This is a genomic window from Novosphingobium sp. (assembly GCF_965214355.1).
Classification (GTDB): domain Bacteria; phylum Pseudomonadota; class Alphaproteobacteria; order Sphingomonadales; family Sphingomonadaceae; genus Novosphingobium.
In genome coordinates, this window is record NZ_CBDCBI010000002.1 from 1,365,859 (window position 1) to 1,389,560 (window position 23,702).

21 protein-coding genes are annotated in these 23,702 nt (G+C 63.7%); 6 read left to right on the forward strand and 15 right to left on the reverse strand.

Annotation, left to right across the window (positions count from 1 at the left end; genetic code table 11):
• Positions 1-22: 22 nt before the first annotated feature.
• From ACOOE2_RS06735 to purC, 7 genes are all read right to left on the reverse strand, one after another.
• Positions 23-1,441 carry an amidase gene (locus ACOOE2_RS06735; protein WP_420382246.1) on the reverse strand — a complete coding sequence of 473 codons (1,419 nt, stop codon included), beginning with the start codon at positions 1,439-1,441 and terminating at the stop codon, positions 23-25.
• A 138-nt stretch (positions 1,442-1,579) separates the two neighbouring features.
• Positions 1,580-1,966: an ankyrin repeat domain-containing protein gene (locus ACOOE2_RS06740; RefSeq protein WP_420382247.1), complete on the reverse strand. Its 387-nt coding sequence runs from the start codon at positions 1,964-1,966 to the stop codon at positions 1,580-1,582.
• Positions 1,967-2,017: 51 nt separating this feature from the next.
• Positions 2,018-2,338 (reverse strand): hypothetical protein, encoded by a 321-nt coding sequence (locus ACOOE2_RS06745; RefSeq protein ID WP_420382248.1) that lies wholly within the window; start codon positions 2,336-2,338, stop codon positions 2,018-2,020.
• Between the two features lie 136 nt (positions 2,339-2,474).
• Complete coding sequence (locus tag ACOOE2_RS06750) at positions 2,475-5,387, reverse strand: M16 family metallopeptidase (protein ID WP_420382249.1); 2,913 nt, start codon at positions 5,385-5,387, stop codon at positions 2,475-2,477.
• Between the two features lie 150 nt (positions 5,388-5,537).
• Positions 5,538-7,430 (reverse strand): CocE/NonD family hydrolase, encoded by a 1,893-nt coding sequence (locus ACOOE2_RS06755; protein WP_420382250.1) that lies wholly within the window; start codon positions 7,428-7,430, stop codon positions 5,538-5,540.
• 112 nt (positions 7,431-7,542) lie between these two features.
• Positions 7,543-9,420: a hypothetical protein gene (locus ACOOE2_RS06760; RefSeq protein WP_420382251.1), complete on the reverse strand. Its 1,878-nt coding sequence runs from the start codon at positions 9,418-9,420 to the stop codon at positions 7,543-7,545.
• 79 nt (positions 9,421-9,499) lie between these two features.
• A complete protein-coding gene (gene purC / locus ACOOE2_RS06765) occupies positions 9,500-10,285 on the reverse strand; it encodes a phosphoribosylaminoimidazolesuccinocarboxamide synthase (RefSeq protein WP_420382252.1) in 786 nt (261 codons plus the stop codon).
• 293 nt (positions 10,286-10,578) lie between these two features.
• On the opposite strand from purC, the gene wrbA reads away from it, so the two are divergent.
• Entirely contained in the window at positions 10,579-11,178 is a 600-nt protein-coding gene (gene wrbA, locus ACOOE2_RS06770; protein WP_420382253.1) for an NAD(P)H:quinone oxidoreductase, read from the forward strand.
• A 380-nt stretch (positions 11,179-11,558) separates the two neighbouring features.
• Here the strand turns inward: wrbA and ACOOE2_RS06775 are convergent, their stop codons facing one another.
• Both ACOOE2_RS06775 and ACOOE2_RS06780 read right to left on the reverse strand, forming a co-directional pair.
• Complete coding sequence (locus ACOOE2_RS06775; RefSeq protein ID WP_420382254.1) at positions 11,559-11,804, reverse strand: pilus assembly protein HicB; 246 nt, start codon at positions 11,802-11,804, stop codon at positions 11,559-11,561.
• The gene (locus ACOOE2_RS06780) at positions 11,801-12,226 is read right to left on the reverse strand and encodes a putative toxin-antitoxin system toxin component, PIN family (RefSeq protein ID WP_420382255.1); all 426 of its coding nucleotides are present in this window, start codon (positions 12,224-12,226) and stop codon (positions 11,801-11,803) included. Before ACOOE2_RS06780 ends, ACOOE2_RS06775 begins: the two co-directional genes overlap by 4 nt.
• Positions 12,227-12,372: 146 nt before the next feature.
• Between ACOOE2_RS06780 and ACOOE2_RS06785 the strand changes: the two genes are divergently transcribed.
• The 5 genes from ACOOE2_RS06785 (at position 12,373) to ACOOE2_RS06805 (ending at position 16,054) form a co-directional block, all read left to right on the forward strand.
• On the forward strand, positions 12,373-12,789 hold the full coding sequence (locus tag ACOOE2_RS06785) for a ketosteroid isomerase-related protein (protein WP_420382256.1): 417 nt from the start codon (positions 12,373-12,375) through the stop codon (positions 12,787-12,789).
• The gene (locus ACOOE2_RS06790; protein WP_420382257.1) at positions 12,786-13,373 is read left to right on the forward strand and encodes a GNAT family N-acetyltransferase; all 588 of its coding nucleotides are present in this window, start codon (positions 12,786-12,788) and stop codon (positions 13,371-13,373) included. The genes ACOOE2_RS06785 and ACOOE2_RS06790 overlap by 4 nt, the downstream gene beginning before the upstream one ends.
• 13 nt (positions 13,374-13,386) lie before the next feature.
• On the forward strand, positions 13,387-14,295 hold the full coding sequence (locus ACOOE2_RS06795; RefSeq protein ID WP_420382258.1) for a carbon-nitrogen hydrolase family protein: 909 nt from the start codon (positions 13,387-13,389) through the stop codon (positions 14,293-14,295).
• 44 nt (positions 14,296-14,339) lie between these two features.
• Complete coding sequence (locus ACOOE2_RS06800; protein WP_420382259.1) at positions 14,340-15,455, forward strand: glycerophosphodiester phosphodiesterase family protein; 1,116 nt, start codon at positions 14,340-14,342, stop codon at positions 15,453-15,455.
• A 134-nt stretch (positions 15,456-15,589) separates the two neighbouring features.
• Positions 15,590-16,054, forward strand: a complete 465-nt coding sequence (locus ACOOE2_RS06805; protein ID WP_420382260.1) for a low molecular weight protein-tyrosine-phosphatase — start codon at positions 15,590-15,592, stop codon at positions 16,052-16,054.
• A 576-nt stretch (positions 16,055-16,630) separates the two neighbouring features.
• On the opposite strand, the gene ACOOE2_RS06810 is transcribed toward ACOOE2_RS06805, so the two are convergent.
• From ACOOE2_RS06810 to ACOOE2_RS06835, 6 genes are all read right to left on the reverse strand, one after another.
• Complete coding sequence (locus ACOOE2_RS06810) at positions 16,631-16,918, reverse strand: hypothetical protein (RefSeq protein WP_420382261.1); 288 nt, start codon at positions 16,916-16,918, stop codon at positions 16,631-16,633.
• A gap of 367 nt (positions 16,919-17,285) precedes the next feature.
• Positions 17,286-18,296 (reverse strand): LacI family DNA-binding transcriptional regulator, encoded by a 1,011-nt coding sequence (locus tag ACOOE2_RS06815; protein WP_420382262.1) that lies wholly within the window; start codon positions 18,294-18,296, stop codon positions 17,286-17,288.
• Between the two features lie 199 nt (positions 18,297-18,495).
• Positions 18,496-21,471 (reverse strand): hypothetical protein, encoded by a 2,976-nt coding sequence (locus ACOOE2_RS06820; RefSeq protein ID WP_420382263.1) that lies wholly within the window; start codon positions 21,469-21,471, stop codon positions 18,496-18,498.
• Positions 21,468-22,475 carry a hypothetical protein gene (locus tag ACOOE2_RS06825; RefSeq protein WP_420382264.1) on the reverse strand — a complete coding sequence of 336 codons (1,008 nt, stop codon included), beginning with the start codon at positions 22,473-22,475 and terminating at the stop codon, positions 21,468-21,470. Before ACOOE2_RS06825 ends, ACOOE2_RS06820 begins: the two co-directional genes overlap by 4 nt.
• A 34-nt stretch (positions 22,476-22,509) precedes the next feature.
• Positions 22,510-23,043, reverse strand: a complete 534-nt coding sequence (locus ACOOE2_RS06830) for a DUF4402 domain-containing protein (RefSeq protein WP_420382265.1) — start codon at positions 23,041-23,043, stop codon at positions 22,510-22,512.
• Positions 23,044-23,151: 108 nt separating this feature from the next.
• Entirely contained in the window at positions 23,152-23,661 is a 510-nt protein-coding gene (locus ACOOE2_RS06835) for a DUF4402 domain-containing protein (protein ID WP_420382266.1), read from the reverse strand.
• Positions 23,662-23,702 lie beyond the last annotated feature (41 nt).

Below are 23,702 nucleotides of genomic sequence, written 5' to 3' on the forward strand. Positions count from 1 at the left end.
CCGGAGTCTTCGTATGACGGCCCTATGCCTCCACCACGCCTGTGGTGCAAGACCAGACCGGGGTGGGCCAGTCGCGCCAGGGCCCCCGTGCCTGTTCATACCAATGCGACACGCGCAGCACGCCGATATCGTCAAACCTGCGCCCGGTGATCTGCAACCCGATCGGCAGACCGTCGGCGGTCTGGCCGCAATCGATCGAGGCGGCGGGCTGCTGCGTCATGTTGGCGGGCATCGTGAACGCGATATGGTCGAACGGACGCTGCGGATCGTTATTGGGCCCGGGCAAATGCGCGGCAAACGCGGCCATCGGCGCAACCGGCGACACCACGTAATCGAACCGTTGGCTGAACCGCACGCCGGTTTCGTGGATCGCGGCCAGTTGCTGGTAGGCCTGATACACGTCAAGCCCGCTCGCCTGCGCGCCGCCTTCGACCCATTGGCGGATGTACGGCAGGATCAGGTCATACCGTTCGTGCGGCAATTCGCGCGTGACGGCCCAGAACCGGGTCCGGAAAAACGTGTCGAAACCGTCGAGCATCGCAGGCGTCAGCCAAGGCGCGACCGGCTCGATAACCGCGCCGCCCGCCTCGAACACGCGCGCCGCCGCCTCGACCGCCGCGCGCACGGCGGGCTCGGTCGGCGTGCCGGCACCGGCATCCAGCATCAAACCGATGCGCAGTCCCGCGACATCGCGCTCAAGATCCATCCACGGCAGGTCGGCGGGTGGCAGGCTCATGAAATCGCGCGGGTCGGGCCTGCTGATCGCGGTCATCATCAACGCCGCGTCGGCCACGGTGCGCGTCATCGGCCCGGCCACCCGGCCCAGATACGGCGGATCGATCGGCACCCGGCCATTCGACGGCTTCAGCCCGAACACTCCGCACCATCCGGCAGGCAGGCGGATCGAGCCGCCGATATCGGTGCCGACATGCAACGGGCCATACCCCGCCGCCGCCGCCGCGCCTGCGCCGCTGCTCGATCCGCCCGGCGTGCGGGTCAGGTCCCACGGGTTGCGGGTCAGCGGATGAAAGCTCGACAGGCCCGATGACAGCATGCCGTAATCGGGCGCGGTGGTCTTGGCGAAAATCACCGCGCCGCTTTCGCGAAGCCGCGCCGAGACCGGCGCATCGTCAGGCGCAGGCGTCAAATCCATCGCCGCTGTCCCCATTGGCACTGGCACGCCTTTGGTCGCGATCATCTCCTTGATCGTCACCGGCACGCCGTCGAGCGGCCCCAACGGAATTCCCCGGCGCCAGCGCGCTTCTGACGCATGCGCCGCATCACGCGCCTGATCGGGATCGCAAGCATATGTCGCACACAGCGCGCCGTCGTGCGCATCGACACGCGCGAGCACCGCCGCGATCACATCGACCGGCGACAACGCGCCGCTGGCAAAGGCGGGGGCAAGCTCGGTGGCGGACAGGTCGGCCAGATTCGTCATCGTTCGGTCATGCGCGCATCATGACGCCACAACGGCGCAGGTCAAAAGACAACATGCGTGAGGCCGCATTTTTTTAGCCATTATAACGCTTGCATGGACACCGCCAGATTGACTGAAAGTGGAGGGAAGCGGACGTACTTAGTCGAAGAATTTGCGGGAGTCATAATTCGCAATCGTCAATGCCAATGAGCGCGGGCTAACGCCATGATGATTTGTTTGGTAAGGATCGGCACCGGCTGCGAGCAGCACCGTGATACACTCCGCTTCTCCACGATATGAAAATACAGCTCGGAAGAGTGGAGAGTTGCCATGAATGTCATGCGCGGCAGGCGATGCGCCACCTTTCAATAGTATGGCTGCGATGCTGGCGTCGTTGTTTTGAGCGGCGAAATGTAGCGCAGTCCAGCCGTGTTGATCGGCGGCATTTGGATCAGATTTGCGCGCAAGGTTTCGTACGACCGCGTCGGTGTCACAGTCGATCACCGCGTTTATAAGGTCCGTCCGTCCATAAAGGTCATGCGTCATTTCATGAGCCAATCCCAAAAAAAGTGACAGCAATTGCGGCGCAAACCGCCGTCAGAAAATCTCGCCGTTTCGATAGGCCAGCTTGGCAGACCCTGCGACGCGAGTGCCTCTTCTCGTCACTTCCAAGCCGATCTGACGGTCAATTCTGGTCATCAGGATGCCGATGCAGTCGTATTTCGCCAGTCCGACATCTCGATCAGTTTCAACGTGAATATCAAGGCGCTTTGGGTCCGGGCCGAAATTGCGCAAGACCGCGTCTTCGCCATAAAACTGCCTCACCGTGTCGGCGATAAAGCTGGCTTCCTCTTTCGCCAATTGCGCCGGAGCGACGGGTTCGCTTTTGGGTCGAGCAGGAGGCATGCTAACGACCATAATCCGCTCCGGAACGTTTACAATAAGCGAGATGGGGGATCGGTTGGAGCGGTAAGTTTCAGGATGGCTATCTGGCGCATTGAATTGCCGGAATTGGGGCGTTAGCTGTCATGCGCCAATTCGCATTGAAAACGATCTAGCTGCCAGCCTTCTGCGCCACTTTCGCACCAGCCGGCACCACCAGAATTTCCAGCGCGCGATCTGGTTGCAGATACCGCGCCGCCGCCGCCTGCATATCCCCCGCCGTCAGGCTCAGCAATATGTCCCTGGCCGCCTCGTGTCGCACGATCCGGTCGGGCCGCGTCTGCGCACGCGCGACCAGCGCCAGCCAGCCGGCGTTGCCTTTCAGCCCGTTGTCGATCCGCTCGACCAGCGGCGCGCGCGCCCGCGCGATCAGGTCGGGATCGGCCGGCGCCGCGATCAGCGCGGCGATCGTCTTGCGGATCGCCGCGCGGGTCGCATCGACATCGGCCGTGGTCACAGACGCCTGCACCGCGAATGTGCCCCAGCCCGGCCACAGGTCCGATTGCGACGAGGACGCGCGCGGCGAATAGGTCTTGCCCATCGTTTCGCGCAAGGTGTCCTCGACTGCGATCGTGACCATGGCCTGGATCATGTCGAGCGTCAGTTCCAGTTTTTCGTCGTGATCGTCAGTCGTCGGCCATTCGAAGCGGACGATCGCTTGCGCCGCCGGGCCCTTGTGCGTGACGATCAGGGGCCCGCGCCGGTCGGTAAACTTGCGCTGCACGGCTGCAGGATCGACGTGAAAATCGGCCTCGCGCACGGGCAGCGCGGCGAACGTGCGCGCAATATCGGCGATCGCGGTGGCTTCATCGAAATCACCGACCATGCCGATCTCGATCGCGCCATGCGCCAGCCGATCACCGATCACGCCGCGCAGCTTTGCGAAATTCAGCGCGCGATAGGTCGCGATATCGGCCAGCGTAAAGCGCGGGTCGCCATCGCTTTCGATCCTGCCCAGCGCATTGGCAAGCGCGGCATGCGGGGTCGCATCGCGCCGCACGATCACATTGGCGATCCCTTCATGGAACGCCAGCTCGGCCTCGGGCCGATAGCCCGGATCGCGCACCATCGCTGCCAGGTACGCGCATTCCAAGGCCAGGTCGCGCGGGGTAATTTCGGCCGCGGCGACGAACGCATCGCCCACCGCCGTCAGCGATCCGCCGACCGAATGCCCGGCCAGCAGCGTCTGCAGATCATCCGCGCTGTGTTTGCGCAAGCCCCCGGCCGCCATGAACGACACCATCGTCACGGCTTGCGGATCGGCACGCGTGGCCAGCGGCAGCCCGCCGGCCAGCGACAGGCTGATCCGCACGCGGGCGCGATCGAGATCGGTGTGCTTAAGGTTCAGCCGCACGCCGTTGGCAAAGCGGATCATGCGAATGCCCAGCACCGGATCACGCTGGTCAGATACGATCGCGCCGGGCGATCCGACATCGCCATAGCCGAACGGTCCCGCGACCGGGGTAAATACCGCGCCCGGCGCGGTTTCGCCCTCTGCCCACGCGCGGCGCACATCGGCCGCGCCGCCCTTTGGCGCATGGCGGCCCTGAAACCGCAACAGCGGCGCGTCGAGCGGCAGCGCATCGGCGCGCAACGCTTCGAGCACAGCGGCGGGCGTGATCGTCGGCATAAAGGCGTTGAACCGCGCCAGCGCATCGGCGGGCGTTGCGGGCACTTTGTCGTCGGTTACCGCGGCCAGCGCGGTACGCAGCAAGGCGGCGTTGGAGCGTGTCTGCGCTTCGGCTGCGGCATTTTCCAGGCCTTCGCGCAGTTCGGCGATCTGTTCGTCAAGCTCGGCGCGGGTAAATCCCCGGGTCAAAGCCTGGCGCAGCGCGGCGCTCGCGGTGATCAGGCCGCGGCGCCATTTGCCGTCTTCGGTATCGACCACCAGATTGGTCGTGCGTCCGGCATGAAACACGTCCGCGGTGCCGAACCCTGCGCCGTGAAACGGCGGATCGGCGCGGCGCGACAAACTCTGGAACCTGCGGTTGACAATGCGATAGCCGATGTTGCGCAACAGCGCGCGGCGCCGGTTGGCAATCGTGTCGGGCTCGTCGGTCCACGGCCCGTGGCGCGATGCCGTCACCCGTTCGCTCAACGCCGGGTCGGTCCATATATCGACGCGATCATGCCTGTTGCGATCCACGCGGCCGGCATCGATCCGGCCCGGCGGCGGCGCGGGATTGGGCTGCCAGTCGCCGAAATGCGCCTTGATCGCAGCGTCCATCTTTGCGGCGGGAAAATCACCGATCACCACCACTGTCGTGCGATCGGGCCGATAATGCGCCTGCCAGAATGCGCGCAACGCGGCGGCATCGGCCTGCATGATGCTATGCTCGGTTCCGATCGGCAGGCGCTGGATATACGTCGCCTTGGGGTACAGGAACTGCGCCATGTCGTGCCAGTCGGTCAGCGTGAAGCCTTTGCCCTCGCGCAGTTCGGACAGCACGACGCCGCGTTCGCGATTGACCGCATCGGGGGTAAACCGCAATTCGCTGGCGGTTTCGCGCATCAGCATCAGCGCGGTGTTCAACAGCGTGGGATCCGCGCGCGGCAGGTCGAGCTGATAAATCGTGCGCTCGAACGAGGTCGAGGCATTGGTATCGGCGCCAAATGCCAAGCCGGCGCGCTGCAATACCTTGATCATGTCGCCGTCGGGCAGATGCGTGCTGCCCTCGAACGCCATATGCTCGACGAAATGCGCCAGGCCGCGCTGGTCGTCGCGCTCGTCGAGCGATCCTGTGTCGATCACCATCCGCACCATCGCGGTGCCCGCAGGCGTTGCGTTGGATCGCACGATCGTGCGCACGCCATTGGCCAACCTGCCGAAGCGATAGCCCGGATCGGGCGCGATATCGCTGCTCGCCATCGGCCAGACGGGTTTTGGCGCGGGCGCGATAAGGCGCGTGTTTTCCGTCGCGCAACCGGCGAGCAGGGCGGTGGCGAGCGCAACAAGCGCAAACCTCACCCCATGCGTCGCCCCGGACTTGATCCGGGGTCCCGCTGCCTTTTCGATGTTGCGCATAAAGAAGCTTGGTCCCGGATCAAGTCCGGGACGACGAATGCGGGCTAAGCTGTTGCGTACAAAGGGCGGTTTCGTGATAGGCATCGTTAATCAGCTTGTGGCCCCAACCGAGTGGCCGGGCAATCCCCACCATATTACAATGCGGTCAGGTCATTGCACCACGGGCAGATCGATATACGTTCCGTCAGCGCCGCCCACGCTCACTTTCTGCACGGTCTTCACGTAATCCGCCGGCTTGGCGTCCATCACCGAGGGTACGAACGTCTGCGGATTGCGATCATACAGCGGAAACCAGCTCGACTGGATCTGCACCATGATGCGGTGCCCGGGCAGGAATACGTGGTTGGCCTGGGGCAGCGCGAATACGTATGCCAGCGGCGTATCGGGCGTGATCGGCTCTGCTTTCGACAGGCTCTGGCGATAGCGGCCACGAAAAATATCCATGCCCACGGCCAACTGATAGCCGCCCATCGCCGGATCGGTCGCGACTTCATCGGGGTAGACGTCGATGAGCTTGACCACCCAGTCGCTGTCGGTGCCGCTGGTCGATGCGGTCAGGTGGACCATCGGCATCCCGGCGATCGTCACTGCATGATCAAGCATCGGGCCGGTAAAGGTCAGCACGTCGGGACGGCCGGAGACCGGACGCTGATCGGTGGTCAGCCAGGTCTTCCACGGATTGTTTTCATACCCGACGAGCTTGTTCGGGCGCGGCAGGAACGTGACCGGCGTGGCGGGATCGGACACATAGTCGATCCGCGCAGCACTGTCCGACGGCGCCATGCCGAGCGACCGGTCGGCATGCAGATACAGCTTCGTCGTCGCCGGCGCAGTCGGCCAGCCGGGCAGGCGCTGCCATTCGTTGGTGCCCGACTGGAACGCGGTGACAGTCGCGACATCCATCGGCTTGTCGTACAGGAAATGCGCCAGGAACGGCGCCAGCACATGCATGCGCCACCATTTCGCGGTGTCGGCATCCCACCGGATCGGGCCGAGCATATCGGCGCGCTCGATTTCCTGGCCATGATACCACGGCCCGATCGACATATACAAATTGCCGGCCTTGTCGGCGGGTTTCAGCGCGCGCCACACCGCGGGCGAGCCATAGATATCTTCCTGGTCCCACAGCGAATGCACCAGCATCGTCGGCACGGTCAGCGGCGCGCGCGCCAGGATCCTGTCCATCGCCTGCTCCTGCCAGAAACTGTCATAGGCCTGATGCGCCTTCAGCTTTTGCCAGAACCCGATCTGGTCGAGCCCGTGCCCGCTGGCCAGCGCGCCGGCCGATCCGGCGCGCATGAACATGTCGTAGACATCGGCATTGGGCGTTTCGAAATGGTCGGAATTGTCCTTCGTGCCGACCTGTTCCCACACATAGTCGTCGTTGTACTGGCGATAGGCGCCGTTGTGGAACCAGTCATCGCCGCGCCAGCCATCGACCATCGGGTTCATCGGCACCGCGACTTTCAGCGCGGGATGCGGATTGACCAGCGCGGCGAGCGCGGTAAATCCGTCATAGCTGATCCCCAGGATGCCGACGCGCCCGTTGGATTCGGGCACATGCTTTACCAGCCAATCGATCGTATCGTACGTATCGGTCGCGTGATCGACTTTGGTCGGATTGAGCGAGGAGCCGACGAACGGCCGGTTCATCACATACGTCCCGCTCGAGCCGTATTTGCCGCGCACGTCCTGCACCACCCGGATATACCCGCCGCCGATCACCACATCGGGCGCGCTGTCATAGCCGTCGAGGCGGCTCGCCAGATGCGGCGAATGGCCATAGCTGGTCTGGTCTTCGGCATTGTACGGCGTGCGGGTCAGCAACATCGCCGCGCCCTTGGCGCCCTTGGGCACCAGGATCACCGTGTGGAGCTTTACCCCGTCGCGCATGGCGATCTCGACCACGCGGCGGTCGAAATCGCGAAAATCGTTCGGGTTGGCAAGCTTGGCGGGGCGTTCATCATAGGTCGCGGGCGATGCGATCGCCGGAACCGCTACGCCGAGCATCAAGGCCAAGCCCAGCGCATATTTCCAGACCATCGTTTCGCCCCACCTTGCCGATTCTGCGCGAAGGCTATCGGCTTCATCCAACTGAGGCAACGGCCTATACCGGAATGCCCCGGTGCAAACCAAATCCCCGGGAGGGGGGGGATTATATCTCGGCGTGATCCAGCCGATCGGCGATCAGGCTGCCCAGCCGTGCCAGTTGCGCCTTCAATAGCCGGTTCTCCGCCTCGATCTGCCCGGCGTGCAGCGCCGCCATCGCCAGAGCGACATCATGCGCCGCCCAGCCGAGCACATCGACTTCATCAGGCCGGTACAGCGCGCCGGGACCTTTCAGGTCCAGCAGCACCAACCCGGAAAGCACGCCGTGATCGAGCATCGGCAGCGCCAGCACACCGGGCAGGTCGGTCAGCGTGTCGGACAGGTCGATCGCACGGCGTTCCGCGCGCATCAGCGCAAACGCAGGGTCATCGACGGGCAGGGTGCGCGGCGCGGTGTCCCACGATCCGGCCATGCGTTCCAGGATCGCGTCATGCGTACGATCGCGCCGCCGGTACAGTGCAACCCGCGCGTCGCCCGAAAACCGCGACAATTCGTCGGCGAACGACCGCGCCAGTGCGCGCTCATCCTCGAAATGCGGGGCCGATGCGACAAACCGGCGCAGGATCGCTTCGTTGGCATGCCATCCGCGAAAGAACACATGCTCGACCCGGTTCTCGACCGCCTCGTGCACGCGGTGGAACGCCAGATAGACCAGCAAAGCGGCGCCTGCGTCGATCCATACGCTGGCCTTGACCCAGCTTTCGGGCAGCCAGTGTTCCACGCCCCATTCGATAAGGCCGAAACAGCCCAGCAAAAGCGCGCTGATCGAACCGAACGCCAGCGTGCGGTTGACGACAAAGCCAAGGTCGATGACACGGTGGCGCAGCAGCGCATAAGCCAGCAGCAGGGGAAACACGACCGAGGCAATCAGCGTCGAAGCGGTCTCAATCGTGAATTGTGCAGAACCGTGCAGCGACTGCAACCCTGCGCCAGCCACCAGCGAAAGCAGCGCTCCGATCACGACCAGAGCATCGGCGAGCAACAGCACGGTAAACCGGTTGCGCACCGCACCGCTGCCGTCGCGCATTCCGCGCCATGCCCAATAGACCGACACGCCAGGGCCCACGACAAGCAGCGCGGCAATCGCATTCGCGATACCAGGCGGCAAAGGCCAGGGCCTCCACGCAATGACGACCGAAAACCCGAGCTCGCAAGCCGCCAACGTCGCCACGAGTCCGACGACGAGCCAGGCACGCCACCCCACCCTGGCAACCGCCTTGTCGTAAAGCAGCACCGGCAGGACCAGCAAGCCGATGCTGCAGCAATTCAGCAGCACGATTCCTGCGAGAAATAACGGCATCGCGTCCGACACCGTCATCCACCAAGGAACATCCGCGCCCGCGACATACCCGATCAGTCCAAGGCCGAGCGCCAGCGCGGCACGATTGCCCCAGCCGCGCCACAGTACGACCACGCCCAGCGCAATGGCAAACAAACCGCCACCGATGATGGACAGCCACAGCGCCGGTCTGGCGGCAGGAGTATCCATGCGGGGCATTGCCGCGAAATGCAGCCAGACATGATGCACACCATAAATTACCGCCGGGCCGGAACTGCGCTTGGCGGGCGGACCATGCGCCGGCTCCCCTGCAGTCAGACCGGCGATGGCCCCCGGGGGCGGGTTCGAGGCGATGATCTTGTCAAAACGGATCAGCCCACCAGGGCGGATGCCGGCGAGCTCGGCGGCTCCGCCGCGATCGACGTGATCGACTGTCAACCATCCGGGTGCAACGCTGGAGGGATGATAGCCCATGCCCGCAGATCCGACGCGCGTCTTGCCCAGCAGGCCGGTGCGGCCCGCGACCGCGGTCAACTGCGACAAACACAATGCCACCGCCAGCACGCAAACCAGTGCGGTTATCCACCCGCGTAAGCCGGTGAACAGCCGATCGGGCGTCGTTTCTGGCAATCTCCCGTTAACCATGAAAAAATCCCCACCGCATCAGCGGCAGGGGTAGCAATCGTTGGTTAACGGTCAACCGGAGATGCTTCCGGTAAACCCCTTACTTTTTGGTGCGCAGCTTGCGATGCGCGCCAAGGTCCAGCACTTCGGACGGTCCGCCATCGTTTTCGAGCAGGCCCAGGCGCCGCGCGACTTCCTGATAGGCTTCCTCTTCGCCGCCCAGATCCTGCCGAAACCGGTCCTTGTCCAGCTTTTCGCCGCTGACCATGTCCCACAGCCGGCAGCCGTCGGGGCTGATCTCGTCGGCCAGGATCACGCGCGCATAATCGCCGTCCCAGATACGACCGAATTCGAGCTTGAAGTCGACGAGGCGGATATTGACGGCGGCAAACATGCCGCACAGGAAATCGTTCACGCGGATCGCCATCGAGGAAATGTCGTGCATTTCCTCGTTGTTGGCCCAGCCGAAACACGCGATGTGCTCCTCGGAAATCAGCGGATCACCAAGCGCGTCGTCCTTGTAGTAATATTCGATCAGCGTGTGCGGCAGCGGCTCGCCCTCGGCGATGCCCAAACGCTTGGAAATCGAGCCGGCGGCGACATTGCGCACGACGACTTCGATCGGAATGATTTCGACCTGGCGCACGAGCTGTTCGCGCATGTTGAGCCGGCGGATGAAATGCGTCGGGATGCCGATATGCGCCAGGCGGGTGAACACATATTCGCTGATGCGGTTGTTGATCACGCCCTTGCCGTTGATCGTGCCACGCTTCTGCGCGTTGAACGCGGTGGCATCGTCCTTGAAATACTGGATCAGCGTACCGGGCTCCGGGCCCTCGTACAGGATCTTGGCTTTGCCTTCATAAATCTGGCGGCGACGGGACATGGAGCTATCTTCCTGTAGCGGCGGGCAACCCCCACTAGCGCCTTTCGGGTCGGCGCAAAACGGGGTGAGCCAAATATCCCCGGCAAAACAAGGTAGGCCGAGGGGGATGTGAAGGCTGGGCGCATAGGCCAAAACGGCGCCTCGCGCAATCATGCCCGGCTATTCGAGAAAATCAAACGAGGCGTGTCGTTTTATCCGGCTGCACAGGAAAGTTCTGACGCGCCATTGGAACAACGGTCGCCATGGGCGCTTGGCAAGACCATGGTGATACCCATTCTTTACGGAGCTGTCTCATGAGCAAAGTCCTCGTCCTGTACTATTCCAGCTATGGCCATGTCGAAACGATGGCCCACGCCATCGCCGAAGGTGCGCGCGCCACGGGCGCCAGCGTCGATGTCAAGCGCGTGCCCGAAACCGTACCGGACGAAGTGGCCGCTGGCGCACACTTCAAGACCAACCAGTCCGCGCCGATCGCGACGATTGCCGATCTCGAACATTATGACGCGATCATCATCGGCACCGGCACGCGGTTTGGCCGGATCGGGTCGCAAATGGCGGCGTTCCTCGACCAGGCCGGCGGCCTGTGGATGCGCGGCGCGCTGAACGGCAAAGTCGGCGCAGCATTCACGTCGACCGCCAGCCAGCATGGCGGCCAGGAAACGACGCTGTTCTCGATCATCACCAACCTGCTGCACTTCGGCATGACCATCGTCGGCCTCGATTACGGCTTCCAGGGCCAGTTGGGCCACGACGAAGTCCTGGGCGGCGCCCCCTATGGCGCCACCACGATCGCCGGCGGCGACGGCAGCCGCCAGCCGAGCAAAATCGAACTGGCCGGCGCGCGCTATCTGGGCACAAAAGTGGCCAATACCGCGACCAAGCTGTTCGGCTGATCAACGAAAAGTGGCCTCCGGCGGGCAAGGGTTAACACCCTTGCATCCCGGGTTCTTGATCCTCCCCGGCACGGGGAGGGGAACCGCGCGCAGGGTGGTGGAGGGGCGTGGCCCAACAAAACCACGCTCCTGCCCCAAGGCGTTGTGAGCGTCCCCCACTCGCGTCATCCCGGGCTTGATCCGGGATCAGGCTTACTTTCTGCTCGTCGAGCGTCGCAAAGAAGCTTTATCCCGGGTCAAGCCCGGGATGACGCGAGGGTGGGTGGATTACGGATTAAGACGGCAGATGCGAAAACTGCCAAATCGGGACGTACTTCCCATCGTTCCAACTTCGCCAAGACATCTGGTGGATGTCGGACCAGGAAGCGTTAAACGTCTCATCAAATGCCATCCCCGGCCGGTGGCGATTCCAACTTCGCTCGGTCAAGGTACGCCAGCATATCACTGGGCTGGGTCGTGCCGCCACGCCGCTTGAGAAAATCGGCTGCGGTTTCCACAACGCCAATCTTCTGCGCGATTGCCACGGCAATCCACTGGTTCAGCGACACACCGTCTTCCCTGGCAAGCCGGGCAGCAGCTTCCTTGACCGATGCCGGGAGCTTGAGCGGATAAGATACTTTGCTCATGATCGTAATTCCTTCAACAACTCTCCGGGTCTCAGCACTCTCAATCCGAACCGGGCGGCGCCTTTGGCAAAATCCCGCATATTGTGCGTAACCAGCGCGTCGGCTTGGCCGTTGACCGCCGCTTCCAGCACCATTTCGTCATTCGGGTCCGATAACTGTGGTCGCCATTGAAAACTGACTTCCACCGCATCGCAGGCGCTCGCAAACGCGGCCAGGAAGTGGTCCACGTCGCCCAGTCCAAGGCCAAGGGCCAACCGTTGCTCGGCGCGCTTCAGCACAGACTCGTATTCCAGAAACAGCGCCGGAGTCACCAGCGGCGTCAATCGTCCATGGGCAGCTTCGCGTAGCACCGCATTGCTGCCGCCAGACGCACTTCGCAGCGCTGTCACGATAACGTCGGTATCAAAAACAACGCGAAGCATATCCTATGAGATATCATACTGCCAGCAATATTCCAATGGAATCCCACCAAAACCCCCCATACATTTTTCTGATCCCGCCATTTTGCCATAGCGCGCCCGGGCGGTGGCATTATGAACGAGGCCAGACCGCTATCCGGAGACGACCAATGCCGCGCGCCGCCACACTCGCCCTGCTCGAACACTATTACGCCGCATTCAACGCTGGTGACTGGCAGGGCATGCTCGATTGCCTGTCGGACGATGTCGCGCACGACCTGAACCAGGGTAGCCGCCAGACCGGAAAGGCGGCGTTCAAGGCATTCATCGCGCATATGGAGCGCTGCTACAAGGAACGGCTCGACGACATCGTACTGATGGTCAGCGAAGACGGCACGCGCGCGGCGGCGGAATTTGTCGTGCATGGCCAATACCTCGCCACCGACGAAGGTCTGCCCGAGGCGGATGGCCAGACGTATGTGCTGCCCGCCGGCGCATTCATCGCGATCGACGCGGGCAAGATCACGCGGCTGACAATGTATTACAACTTGGCCGACTGGACCGCGCAAGTCGATCCAGCCGCATGACGATTGCGGTTCGCCCGCTGACCGGTGACGAACTCGCCGGTGCCCTGGCGCCGCTGGCGCAACTGCGCATCGCAGTTTTTGCGGCATTTCCGTATCTGTATGACGGCGATGCGGCATACGAGACGGATTATCTGCGCGAATTTGCCGCCGCGCCCGATGCGGTGCTGGTCGCGGCGTTCGATGGCACCGTGATCGTCGGCGCGGCCACCGCGGCGCCGATGGTGCATCAGAAGTCCGAATTTCGTGATCCGTTTGTCGCGCGCGGCATCGATGCCGCGCGACTGTTCTATTTCGGCGAAAGCGTGTTGTTGCCGCAGTATCGCGGGCGCGGGGTCGGCCATGCGTTTTTCGACCACCGCGAGGCGCAGGCGCGCAGATGCGGCGCGGCAGCGGCATGTTTTGCCGCCGTCATCCGCCCCGCCGATCATCGCGCGCGCCCCGCCGATTATGCGCCGCTCGATCCGTTCTGGGTGCGGCGCGGGTATGCCCCAGTGCCGGGCCTGGTCACGCAACTGGGGTGGAAAGACCAAGGCGATGCGGATGAAACGATGAAACCCATGCAGTATTGGATGCGCGAATGGTGACAACCCGGTGGTGATGTCTCAATGGCGCGTGGCCGCCGCGCAATATCCGATCGACGCACTGGCCGACTGGGAGGCCTATGCGGCCAAGCTGACGCGCTGGGTCGGGCAGGCGGCGCAGGCGGGCGCGGCGCTTGCGGTGTTTCCCGAATACGGCGGCATGGAATTGGCCAGCCTCGATCCGGCGACGATGGGCGATCTGCAAGGGTCGATCGAAACGGTTTCGGCGTTGTTGCCCCGCGTCGATGCGCTGCACGCAGACCTTGCTCGCACGCATGCGATCTGGATCCTGGCCGCAAGCGCCCCGCGCAAGCGCGCCGATGGCCGGTTCGTCAACACCGCGCGGCTGTTTTCGCCCACCGGCGGCGTCGCGTATCAGGACAAGTTGCTGATGACCTGCTTCGAAAACGAGGACTGGGGCATTGTGGCGGGGGACCGGCTTAATGTCTTTGCCACTCCGCTGGGGCGCCTGGCGGTGCTGATCTGTTACGACAGCGAATTTCCGCTGCTGGCACGCGCCGCGGTCGAGGCCGGCGCGCAGGTTCTGCTGGTGCCGAGTTGCACCGAGACGATGCGCGGATACTGGCGCGTGCGGCTGGGCAGCCAGGCGCGCGCGCTCGAGGGGCAATGTTACGCCGTCCACAGCCCGACCGTGGGTGAGGCAGCGTGGTCGCCTGCGGTCGATCATAACCGGGGCGCGGCGGGGATTTACGGCCCGCCCGACCGGCATGACGGGTTTGCCATGCCCGAGGACGGCGTGCTCGCGATCGGCGAGGAATCGGCGGCGCAATGGGTCTATGCCGATCTCGATCTCGATCATGTCGCGACCTTGCGCGCCGACGGCGGCGTGCTGAACATGCGCGATTGGGCGTTGCAGGCAGGCGCCGGGCCTTTGCCAGCAGTGACTGTCGTCGATTTGACCTGAACGCGTGCCACGGTACTGTACAGATCTGAACGGGAGCTTTTGATATGCGGATGGCACGGCGCGATTGTCTGGTAGCGGGCGGCGGCCTGGCGGCGGCGCTGCTGACCGGGCTGGGCACGAGCGCGCATGCGGCGAAACGCCCGGCCACGCCGGTCGTGCTCGGCCATCGCGGGTGCAGCGCGCTGCGGCCTGAGCATTCGCTGGGGTCCTACGCCAAGGCGATTGCCGATGGCGCCGATTATATCGAACCCGACCTGGTCGTGACCAGGGACGGCGTGCTGGTCGCGCGGCATGAAAACAACATTGTCGAAACCACCGACGTGGCGATGCATCCCGAATTCGCCGGACGCAAGACGACCAAGATCGTTGATGGCGCGTCGCAGACCGGCTGGTTTACCGAGGATTTCACGCTCGACGAACTGCGCACGTTGCGGGTGAAGGAACGCATGGTCGGCGAGGGGATGCGCACCGAAAGCCATTCGTACGACGGCATGTTCCGCATTCTGACTCTGGCCGAGATCGCCGATTTCCTCGCCGCGGAATCGGCGGCGCGCGGGCGTGTCGTCGGGCTGATCCCCGAAATCAAGCATTCGACGTATTTCGCCGGGATCGGATTGCCGATGGAGGACCGGTTTTTGAAGGGCCTGGGCGAAAGCAAATATCTGGCGACCGCGCCGGTGATCGTCCAGTCGTTCGAAATCGCCAATCTGAAAATGCTGCGCCGCGCGCTGCACGACAAGCCCAATATCCAGTTCATGCAACTGATCGACGACGACGCGCAACGGCCGGCCGATGTGGTCAAGGCCGGCGGCGCCACGACCTATGGCCAGATGACAAGCGCACGGGGCCTGGCCGAAATCGCAACTTATGCCGACTGGGTTGCGCCTTGGACGCGGCAATTGATGCCGCTGCGCGCCGATGGCAAGTTGGGCGAACCCAAACCGATCTTTGCCGATGCGCACCGCGCCGGGCTGCTGGTCGGGTGCTATACCTTCCGCCCCGAAAACCAGTACTTGGCCGCCGACTTTCGCAATGATGCCGGCGCCAACGCGCGCAATCCCGAGGGCAGCGTCGCCGAAATCCGCCGCTATGTCGCGGCCGGGCTCGACGGGTTTTTCACCGATGACCCGGCATTGGGGCGGCGTGCGCTCGCGACCTAGCGCCATAATGGACGAATTTGTGGCGAACCGCCCAAGATGCTGGACATTCGGGTCCATAACGGGTTGGATCGCGCTTGGAGAGGATGTGAACCTGATTGGTTGATTCCATTCAACCTGAGGATCTGCATCCCGCGATGAGCCAAAAAGCCGTTCTGTTCGTGTGCCTGGGCAATATCTGCCGTTCGCCGATGGCCGAAGCCGCCCTGCGCGCCGAAGCGGTGGCGCAAGGCCTGGCGCTGACTATCGATTCTGCTGGAACCAACGGGCTGCACACCGGCCAGCACGCCGACCCGCGCGCCATCGCCGAGGCGGCCCGCCACGATATAGACCTGACCCGCCATCGCGCGCGTCAGCTTACCGAAGACGATTTTCTGCACTTCGGCCATATCTATGCGCTCGATCACCAGAACCTGCGCGAGATCGGCCGCATCGCACCGCGCCGGCATTCGGCCAAAGTCGCGTTATTGCTAGATATGGTGCCCGGCCGTGGCGGCCAGGCGGTGCTCGACCCGTACTATGGCGATGCCGAGGATTTCGCGACCGCGTGGGACGATGCGGCCCAGGCGGCAAAGTATATCGTGGCGCAGTTGGCGCGCTAGGCAGCGTGGACAAATTCGGGCCACACATTGATGGCCGCTTACGGCCTTGCGAAAATCTAAACCTGCGTGCCAGCAATCGCCCCATTAGCAGACGCTTGACCTGTCATCATCGGCTCCCGTTAGCGGCCATCTGCAACTCCAAAAACCAAAGATTGCAATGGTCCTGATAGCGTTCCATGCTCGTCGCCATGCAGGACATAATAGGAATAGCATTTTTCTGCGTGATTTTTGTGGGTGTGCCGCTATTTTGCTTTTGGCTTGTTATTCACAGCATTCGCAATGGGGTGGTTCGCGCTAGGGGCGCATCTTACAAGCGCACAGACAATCCCAAGTCCTTTTGGATGATGGTCGCGGTTTACGCCGCACTGGGTATTTGGATTGTTTACTTAGCATCACTCATCGGCGTAGACATTTGGCGACATCCGTAGCCGCTTACTTTAACGCAGACGGCGGCTATTTCGCAGCAGCAACCAAAAAGCGAATGGCAGCTTTCCTCCACTCCCCGCCGTTCAATGGCGAGAGGCTCGCGCGATTATTGCCACGGCAGCTTACGACCTTTTTGAAGACACGGACCAATTACGGAGTTCGCCAACCAAGCACGGTTAAACGCCCCAGCGGATTGATGCTCATAGCAATGACGAGCACCATAAAAGCCATCGTGATGTATCGCAGCCAACCACGCAATCTTAGAACCTGGCAACCGAGCACGATGAGGCTGATGGCAGTGGCAATGGCCCAAAATCGCAGAAGCTCACCATATTTTCCTGTTGCACTTGAGGCATACCCAACGAACCCACCGCTTAATGCAATTAACACTCCGAAGAGGGTCACTGCAAAATTCAATGCTTGGCCGCGTGCAATCATTTAGATAAAATGCAACGGTTCGCGCAACAAAGCAACGGCAGCTTCCCTCCATTTCTTGCCGTTCGGGACGCACGCACAACATCCTCAATGTGGACATTCCGTTCGCGCAATTTGTGCATGATGCCTGGAATTGCTTTTTACACGTGCTTTATGTGATCCATTTTGTCTGTCCGGGGTGACGATAGTCCTATGCTGGGCGTGGCCCGCGGTGTCGCGCTTGCGCAAAGCGGCTTGAGACGTTGCAGCTTGCGGCGGGTTGCAAGAGCTGGATGGCAAACAATCCAGGATAGTAACGGGATCCAAGGGCATTGGCCCTTGGCCGCCGGAGGCCCTAATAACGCCCGCCGGAGGCCCTAAAAACGCCCGCCTAAGCCGTCTCGCGCACGATCAACTGCGGCGTGAATTGTATCGATTGCGTATCTGCGCCTTCCATCCGGCGCAGCAGCAGGTCGACCAGCATGCATGCGCCGCCTTCGACATCCTGGCGGATGGTGGTCAGCGGCGGGTGGCACAGGCGGGCCAGCAGGATGTCGTCGAAGCCGATGACGGCCATATCGTGCGGGGTGACAATGTCGAATTCGCCGGCGGCGCCGATCACGCTGATCGCGCCGACGTCGCTGGCGGCAAAGACGCCGTCGGGGCGGTTTCCGGCGGCGAAATAGTCGTGCGCGGCGATGTGGCTGGCTTCAGGCGCGACGGAGCTGGCGACGACGGTGGTGTCGCGGCGGATATCTTCGGGCAGGGCGGAAAGGAAACCGGCCCGGCGCGCAGCGAATTCTGGCGTATCGCCGTGGCCGAAATACGCCAGGCGGCGGCATCCGCGCTGGAGCAGATGGCGAGCGGCAAGCACGCCGCCGGCGTGGTTGTCGGAGCCGACAGTGGTATAGGCGTTGCCGGGATCGTGGGCCCCCCACACAACGATCGCGCGATGGTGTCTGGCGGCGCGATCGAGCACGGCGTGCTGGTCTGACTGGCCGATCATGATGATGCCATCGGTGCGGCCCGAGCGGATGAAATCGTCGAGCCACATATCGCGTTCGGGCACGACGCGCGACAACAGCAGATCGTAACCGCGCTCGGTCAGCGCCTCTGCGATATGGCCCAGCATCGTGGAAAAGAACGGGTCGGACAAGGCCTGGCCGCGTTGGTTGCCCAGCGGCAGCAGCACACCGATCGCGCCGGTTCGGCCCAGCCGGAGATTCTGCGCCGCGACGTTCAGCCTGAAACCGTGTTCGGAGGCGATGGCGCGGATGCGGTCGCGCGTGGCCTGGTTCAGGGTGCCCTTGCCGGTCAGCGCGCGCGACACGGTCGACACCGACACGCCCGCGATCAGCGCGAGATCGGATATGCTGCGAACCGAGGACGGTACGGAACCCATGTTGGCCTGTTCCTATGAAGGCGTATCGGACAAGGTTGTATTGCGCGAACACGAACCGGGCCTGCCACACGGAGGTTGCAATGTACCGCATTGGTTTTCGGCGCGCAAAGCCTATTCACCCGTCGTTTTCATGATGGCATTTTACAGGTATTGCAAGATGTTCGGTGCTTTTGCGATCCGGTGAGAAAAACTGTCGTTGCTATTCCGGCGCGACGACGATTTTCAGCCGGATGAGCTTGCCGTGATGGCCAACCTTGACGTGTTGGTCGCTGGCCAGTCTGATTTTCAGCCGCTTTGCCTGATCGGGTGCAATCGCCAGCGTGTAATCGCCCGGGCGGATCTGTTCCATCAGCACGAAACCATCGCTTTCACTGCGCACGCGCGCGACGCGGTGGCCCCGGGCATTGATCAGATACAGCACCAGCCCGGCAACGCCGCGCTTGTTCCTGCCATTGGCATAGACGGCGGTGCCTTCGATATCGCTCAGCCGCTGGATCGCGAACTGCACGATCGGGATGCGGCCCGGGCGCGCGATCAGTTCGACGCCCGGGCGCGATGGGGCCATCGCGATATCGGGCAATGTCGCACCGTCGATCCTGACCACGGTGCGTGCGCCGTCGCCGATCCCGGTCATGACCGCGTCGCCTGCGGCATTGGATGTCACGTGCTGCGATCCGGTGAAATACCCGACTTTGCCGATCATGGCTTCATCGGGATCGCGGTGGTCGTCGCCGTTCATGTCGTCGAACGCGCGCACCGCGACTGCGCCGCTCGATGACAGTCCGGGGCGCGCGACGAACATGTGCCCGTTCAGCGGATTGCGGCCAAAGCTGAACCCCAGCCGCAGCGTGAAGGCATAATTGCGCGATGGCGCGGTGTACGTCGAATCGAACGACAGCGCGATCGGCCCGAACTTGTGCGTGGCCGAAAGGCCGATCGTGGTCTGGCCGATGGTCTGGCTGGCCAGGGTCTGTCCGGCTGCGGCCTGTGCCGCCAGGATCTGTGCGACGGTGGTCTGGGTGATCTGCGCTTGGGCCGCGGTGGTTTGCGCAACCGTTGCCAGGCTCTGGTTGAACGTGCGCGTCAGCGATGCACGCACGCTCGTCGTCGCGCTGATATCGCGGTCCACTTCGGCGCTGATCGACGTGACGTGCGGGTGGCTCCCGAGCGTATAGCCCAGTTCGCCGCGGTATTGCGTGTGGCTGCCGGCAAAGGTCGTCAGGTCGAACGTGCCGTTGGCCAGGTGCGTGGCTGCGCTGCCGCGGCTGGCGGTATCGGTATAATTGATCACATTGGCGGCCAGCACGCGGCCCACGGTGACCGTCTGGCGGAAAGAGGCGGTGTCGGTGGTCTGGCCATCGGCATAAGCCAGATGCTGCCACGAAAACGACAGCGGCATCGTGTGCTGCCCGATATGCAGCGTCTTGGTCAGATCGAATTCTGTCATCGAGGTCAGCGCCAGCCGCGCCGGCGAGCGCATTTCATCGACGAAGCCGTGGCTGTAATTGGCATGCACCGCGACGATCGTGGCGCCCAGCAGCCGCCCGGCCAGCCCCAGTTCCAGCGCGGTGGCGCCGCCCGACCCGATCGCGGCGTCGAACTTTGCCGCCCATCCGCCAAGCCCGGTGCGAATGCCTGCCGAGCCAAGCCAGCGCTGTGCCCCGCCCGATCGATACAGCGCACCGCTGCCGACGATCGTCACCGCGCTGGTCAGCCCGTACTGCATCGCAAAGCCTTCGCGCGCGGCGCCGTAATCGTACGGGGGCACAAATTGCGGCGGCGTGACATTGATCACGCTCTTGTCCTTCTGCACCGCAAACAGATTGTAGGTGAACACACCCTTGGCCAGGCGCCCGTCGCCGACGCTGACCCGCCGCACGTCCTCGCGCCGCTGCCCCTGCGGGCCGTAGAACACCAGGCGAAACACATTGAGCCCGAATTCGACCGGTACCTTCAGGAATTCGTACTGGCCATTGATCGCATCGCGGGTCGATGCGACGAGCGCATCGTTGCGGTACAATTCGACTTCGAAACCCGACTGAAGATCGCCGCGAAAATCCATGGTTTCAAACACCGACGCCCGCTCGATCGGCTCGTTGGTCAGTGCAAAACCGCGCCCGGACACCCCGCGCAGACCGATCGGCATCGATGTGGTTGCGACATCGCCCATTTCGAATTCGGTCGCGCGCAGCGGGCCCAGCAGATGCGCCTCGGGATCGCGGCGGCCCAGTTCCACGCGCGCCGCGATCAGGCCGCTCGACGAGGACACGCTGGCGAACGTGCGCGCGGTCATGAACAGGAAATCGCCATCCGCGCGCAGATCGCCTTCGAAATGGGTCTTGATCCCCTGCGCGCCGCTCGTGCGCAGTTCCACTTCGGAAATCGGTGCGTCGATCAGCAGGTAGGGCGTATCCTGGCGTTCGAATACCGGCGCTGCGCCGTGGCCGCCGGCATTGGTCAGCCGCGCGCGCGCGTTTTCGCGATCGGCCTTCTGCTCGAACGGAAACGGTTCGAGCGTCTTGACGACCACCGATTGCGCGCGCAGGTCGGTGGTCAGCCTGATCGGCAGGATGTCGGACAGGCGCTCGGCCTTGACCCACAATTCACCGTCGTAGGCGGCAAAATCGGCCTTGTTGACGGCGCTTTCCTTGCCCGCCAGCGTGATCGTGCCCGCACGCAGGTTGATCGACACCGTGCGCAGCGGCGACAGGTACCAGCCATTGGCGTAGTGCCCGTCGTCGCTGACGCTGATCGGCAGGTCGAGAAACCGCGCGATGTCGCTCATCGGCAGGTAGACCCCGCCGCGCAGGCCATGCGCGGTCAGCGTGTCGGTCATTTCGCGGTGCTGTGTGCGGACCTCAAGGATCAGTTCGTCGTCGGCGGACAATGTCGGATAGGCGCTGGCGACTGGCTGCCCGGGCATGGCCGCGTGCGGCGATGCGCCGGGGCCGGGCAGGGGCGGCGTGCTGGGGGGAGAGGCGATCTGCGGCGGAACCGGATCGGGGGCAGGGCCGGGGAGCGGGCCCGGCGCAGGCTCCGGCGCCGCATAAGCGGCGACCGGCAGCGCAAACAGCGCGGTTGCGGGCAGGACGCACCAGCGGCCCGCGCCGCGGTTGCGGGCGGGCGAGGCAGGCGTTGGAATGGAGGCAGCTGTGGGCGCCTCCGGCCGGGTCACGGAATGACGAAGTCCTGTTTGGCAAGCGTCTGGCCGGGAGCAAAGTCATCATCGACATACGTTGCTGTCAGGTGCGTGCCGCTGGCGGTAAACCGGGCATCGACCGCCGGATCCACCGCCACGGTGATCATCCGCTGGTCGACCTCGGTATAGACGCCAACGCCCCTGATCAGCGCGATCGGCTTTGGCGCGCCGGGCGCGGTGAATGTGATATCGCCGAATGACGATCGCGTGCCGCTGCGCGTGATGGTGATGTGGATCAGCCGTTCACCCGTCGGCGCGGCACTGACGCTCAGGTCCTTCAACCCGGCGTTCAGCGTGGTGTCGCCGACGCGGATGATCACCGGGATCGAAATGCCGAAGCGCGGGATGATCTTCACGCCGATGCCGCTCGCCGCCGGCTTGCCGTTGGTGGCTTCATCGATGGTCAGGCCGTCGTCGCCGGGCGGGACCGCGATCGTCGAGAAATGGGTGCGATATTCGCCCGGCGGTAGATCGGGCGAGACGCGCGCCATGATGCGCACCATCTGCGATTCGTTGCCGGGCAGGGTAAAGCGGTGCGGCGACCAGCGGACCATGTCGCCTGCGCCTTTCAGCCGGCCGAGCGCGGGATCGCCGTTATGGATCGACGCGGGCTCGACCAGGCGGCCGTCGCTGGTCATCACCATGTCGGCGATCGTGATGTCGTAGTCGCCGGTGTTGCCGGTCTTGTTGTAGATGCCGACGCTGGCCACGCGGTTGCGATCGTCGATCACCACGCGCTTGGGATAGAGATTGATATCGCCCATGCCGCCGACCGCGCCCTCGGGTGCCTTCGCCGCTGTCGGGCCTTCACCCGGAAACGGCGCCTTGGCCGCACGCGTGACCGTCGATGACGCATTGCCGCTGGGCACGGTCGAGATCTGTGATGGGCTTTGCGCCAGGGCGCCTGCCGGCATCGCCGAACACAACAGCAGCGCCAGGCCGGCGCGGGCGCCGCCGATAGAGGCCAGAGGCACGATCATTGCGAGATACTCCAATTGGGCCACGTGGAATTGGTCAGTAATATTGGACGATGATCGGAAACGTGCCGGTGTATGCGCCCGGCGCCTGCCGCGCCGATGCGGTCAGCGTGCCGCCGATATCGAAACTGCTGGTCCCGCCTGCGCCCAGCTGCCCGATCGCAAGCCCGACATCGGTGGTAAACTGGCTCACGGTCATTGTCGCCGATCCGTTGGAGATCGTTACCGAGGCCACGCCGTAGATCCCGTATGATGCGCCGGGCGTGCCCGAGACGGTAAAGGCGGCCGCACCGCGCGTGGTCGGCTGGGCCACGCCGCTGGCGCTGGTCATGCCGCCGGTCGTGGTAAAACCGCCCTGCGGCGCCATTACCATCGTTCCGGCGGTCGTTGGCTGCGCAAACGTGCCGAAGCTCAAGGGCTTGACGGCCACCAGCGCGATCGGCGCGGCGACTTGCCCGCCGACCGTGCCGCCGGCAACCGTGGTGCCGGCGGAACCGGCCAGCGCCGGCTGGGCGGCCAGGCAGGCCAGCGCCGCAGCACTCGATGCCAGCTGGGATCGAAATCCCGTCATGATCATTCCCCCAACGCCGCACACTGCGCGCCCGGTCCCCAACATCGGTTGCGTCCCGCAAAGGCGCCGCCGTGTTCCGGACCGGGCATGGTCTCGTCTGTCAGCGATTTACTGATAGACGACTGTTGCATTGTACGTCCCGGTATAGGCGCCGGCGGTTTCGGTGCCGACTGCGGTCAGGGTACCGCCGACGGTGAAGTTGTACGTGCCGGTCGCGCTGGTCGTGCCGCTGGCCGATGATGGCGCGGTGGTGAAGGCCATCGACTTGGCGCCGTTGCTGATCGTGCCGTTGGTGGTGGTGATGCCGAATGCGCGGCTGATATCGCCGGTCAGCGAAAACTGGTCGGCGGTGGTGGTCGATCCGCCTGGAACGAAACCGACATCGCTGGTGGTCGTGCCGGTGCCGGTTGCGGTAACCACGACCGTGCCGCCGGTGCCGACGGTGAATTTACCGAAATTGAGCGCCGCGCCCGGAGTATGGATCAGCACGATTGGCGCCACGATCGTCGCGGTCGCGGTGCCGGCTGCGGTCGCGGTGTTGCCCGATGCGGCATTTGCCGTGGCGGCTGCCCCGAACACGCCCGACAGCGCGACGATGGTTGCGAGATACGTTTTCATGATCACAAGACCTTTCCTGAAGCAGCGAAGGTCTGTGCGTC